Source organism: Nocardioides luteus (assembly GCF_014648595.1).
Lineage (GTDB): Bacteria > Actinomycetota > Actinomycetes > Propionibacteriales > Nocardioidaceae > Nocardioides > Nocardioides luteus.
Genome location: NZ_BMRK01000043.1, coordinates 1 through 1,104, shown reverse-complemented (window position 1 = coordinate 1,104; position 1,104 = coordinate 1). Strand labels below are relative to the sequence as shown.

The following is a 1,104-nucleotide window of genomic DNA, read 5'->3' as shown; positions in this document are numbered from 1 at the left end:
TGGCTCCACCGGTGGTCGAGCTTGTCGAGACCACCAAACCCACAACAACCTCCCCCTTCACGGAAGGAGGTAAGTGTGGCCCTTTGGGCCACTTACCATCCACAGATTCGATCCTGAGATTCGCTCAGAAAAATGCATCTGACCAGGGATAATATATAGAGTATTGGGCATCGGGGGAGTAGAATCAGACCCATCACGACACGCCCCGAGAGGAGGACCCGATGAGCCTCGAGCACGACACCATCGATGCTGACCTGAGCGCCATCGAAGCCTCCCTGGACGACCTCCTCACCCGCGACCCCGCTTACTGGCGGACCAGTCAGAAGAAGGAAGCACTCGCGCGGTTGGAGAAGATCCAGGCCAAGCAAGCGGCCGTGAAGCTCCGGCTGCTCGCCACGGCTGGTGACATCGCTGAAGAGACCGGCGCGAAAGACGTCTCCGGGTGGATGCGGACCGAGCTCCTCGTCGACAAGGGCGTCGCGCGCTCGCAGGTCAACCTCGCCGCGAGTCTCGCCAAGTACGAGCTGGTCGCTGCGCGTCTGGCCGAAGGTGTGCTGTCGCAGGACAAGGCCCGGGCAATCACCAAGGCTCTCGACCAGATTGAGACTGACCCGGCTGCCAGTGCCGAGGACCTGCTCTTGGCGGAGAAGTTGTTGGTCGAGCATGCGACCTGGTGGACCGCGAATGAGCTGAAGGTCGCCGGCAAACGGATCCTGCTGATGGTCGACCCCGATCGGTTCGAAGAAGCCGAGGCCAAGGCGCTGCAGCGGGAAGAAGAGCACGCCCAGCGGCGCATGTTCTTCCAGTCCCGCGACAACGGCGACGGCACCATCGATATCCACGCCCGAGTCTCTCGTGCGGTCGGGCTGCGGTTGCGGACGATGCTGGACTCGCTGGCACAGCCGCGGAAGTGGTCCGCGGAGGAGAAGGGCCGCAAAGCCCCCTATGACCGGTTGCTGGGTCAGGCGTTCGCGCGGGTGATCGACACCTATGACGTAGAGAACCTGCCGCGTCATGGCGGCCACGCGACCACAGTCTTCGTGACGATGAGCCTGGACGACCTCCGCAAAGACCTCGCCACCGCCTCCCTCGGGTTCGACGGCG

1 protein-coding gene is annotated in these 1,104 nt (G+C 63.3%); it reads left to right on the top strand.

The window, feature by feature from the left end; translation table 11 throughout:
- Positions 1–221 precede the first annotated feature (221 nt).
- On the top strand, positions 222–1,104 hold an 883-nt coding region (locus IEY81_RS23875; RefSeq protein ID WP_189120994.1), incomplete at its 3' end, for a DUF222 domain-containing protein.